Source organism: Pseudomonas kielensis (assembly GCF_014236655.1).
In the GTDB taxonomy this organism is placed as follows: Bacteria; Pseudomonadota; Gammaproteobacteria; order Pseudomonadales; family Pseudomonadaceae; genus Aquipseudomonas; species Aquipseudomonas kielensis.
On record NZ_JACMYG010000074.1, the window covers coordinates 1 to 2,249 of the forward strand.

Here is a 2,249-nt window from a genome sequence, read left to right on the forward strand (position 1 = left end):
CCCTTCCCATCCGTATGCAGATCCCACAACCGCCGCCGCAGCGCCTGCGTCACACTCGCCCACTCATGGGCAATATTCAGCTCACTGTCGACCTGCATGCTGCGGGTGTTGATGTTGGCCGAGCCGTGAGTGGTGAACACGTCGTCGACGATCATCAGCTTGGAGTGGATGTACACCGGCATCCAGTTGCCGGCGGGCGAGTCGGGTGCAACCAACGAACACAGGTGGACCTTCAGGCCGGGGCGCTCTTCGGGCGTAATCGTGCTGTCCTTGACCACGCGGATTTGCCTGTCGAGCTCGGCCTGCCAGTCGGCCAGTTCCCGATGCCCGACGCGGTCGCGGGGTTCAGGTCGTGGTTGAGGCGTGGCGTCTTTTTTCACCGCTTCGATGCGCTGTAGCTTGGTGACTTCGGGAATGGTCTCGGCCCTTCCGAGGCTGGCGAGCATGCGCTGGGTATTGACCGCGCCGGGCCCTACGCTGTCTTCGCTGGCATTGGTGATCACGAACAGGTGCAAGGGACCGTGGAGGCCCGGGTCGCGCCCGGCTTGGGTCTGGCCGGCTGCCACGGCCTTGATCAGCTCGGCCAGGGGTGGCCAGCGAAAGTACTGGTTCTCGATGTAGATGAACTGGGTCGCGTTATTGACGGCTTGCAGGTAGAGCTGCTCGATGTCGCGCTTTTCTTTCTGGGCCTGGGTGCGGACGATCTGCGCGATTTGTCGGGTGGCGTCCGGGGTGCATTGCAGCTGCGGTCCAAGCTGCATGGACTGGCGTGAGGCAATCAGGTTTTCACCGGTTTCCTTGCGCCAGGCCTTGGCGAAGTTGTGGTGCAGGGCTTCCAGAATCGGCCCGCTGACGCGGCTGGAAATGTCCTGGCGCGGGGTCTTGCCGCGTGGGCCCCTATTGGGTGCAGGCTTGGTGGCCTCGGAACGGTTAAGCGCCGAATGGGCGTTGTTGTCCCAGTACTCATCCAGCATGTTGTGACCCATGACGAACCCAACAGCGCGGTCCGCCAGTTCAAAGTCGACCAGCACGGTTTTTTGATGGTGCGTCGCGGTCGCTGCCAGGGTAAAGCGCGTCTTGCTGCTGACCTGCGGATCTAGACGCGCGCGCCGCACTTGATGTTCGATTTCCACTCGTTCATTGAAGTCGAAACCGCGACTGACAAACACCGGCAATTTCAGCGCGACATGCTGGGCCGCTTTACCGTCCGAGACCGCACATTCGGCAAACCACTTCCGGTCTTCGTCGTACTGCTTCTTGGAGGAGCTTTGCAGCGCCCGATCCTGGATGCGCAAGGTACCTTTGCCGGGCAAGTTAGCCTCGCCTCCGGCACCCGCGCTGTTGAACGGCATTTCCCAGCCCAGTATCCGAACCGCGACCCCGTCCTTGGCTTTGTCCATGAGTAGTTGACCAATGCTCGGCGCCTTGCCATCGCGGATGAAATACATCGACGGCTGGAATCCCCAACAGATGATGTCGATGGACTTTTTGGCTTGCGCGATAGCCAAATGCACAGCCTCGAAGGCTTCCTCTCCATTGATCAGCGGGTCGTAAGTCGCCATTGCGGGCGGGTATTCGGTGCGCTGCACGTACCAGCGCGGGATGCAGGTCACCTCTTGGGTGTGCTGGAGTGCGGCCGGAGACACGATTTCGTCTTGCCTCATGGTGTTTTCCCCTCCTGTTGACTCACTCCATTGATCACCGTGACGTACAGCGCGCGGTGATCCGTGTGCGATGTGGGTTGACTCATCTCGGGGTCCGCTTGCGAGAGGTGGTTATGCAAGCCGCGATTGGCCAGGTGGGCCTGCTCGGCGTTGCGGTAGTCGGTAGGCACCGGGATGTGGTGGCTCACCCCGTTGGCCATGACCAACCGGTAGCTCCGGGTCACGACCTGGTGGTCGATCAGCACTTGCCCGGACTCGTCCAGCACGCCCTGTTTGAGCACTGCGCCGTCGGCATAGAGTGTGTAAGGCATTCCCGCCCAGCCACGATGGGAAGCATTGGGGGCTTGCGACACGTTGAGCCGCAGCATTTGTTTGGTCAGACTCTGCGGATATTCAGGATGCGAAGCCCTCATACTGGCTGGTCCCAGATAGTCGAAATACGGCGACTTGATGTTGTAGTCCCCCAGCGTCCCGGACTCGATGCAGTTCTGATCAAGGGTGATGTAGCTACCCCCGGCATTGAGGGTGATTTTTTTCTTCGCCGTGATGCGGATTTCATCCTCGGTGCTGGTGATCTCCAGGCCG

Annotated in this window: 2 protein-coding genes; both read right to left on the reverse strand. The window is 60.7% G+C overall.

The window, feature by feature from the left end:
- Positions 1 to 1,664, reverse strand: a 1,664-nt coding sequence (locus H7995_RS28000; RefSeq protein ID WP_185819316.1) for a phospholipase D-like domain-containing protein, incomplete at its 3' end; no start/stop codon positions are given.
- The coding region (locus H7995_RS28005) for a DUF2345 domain-containing protein (RefSeq protein WP_185819317.1) at positions 1,661 to 2,249 on the reverse strand (589 nt) is incomplete at its 5' end. The genes H7995_RS28000 and H7995_RS28005, both read right to left, overlap by 4 nt.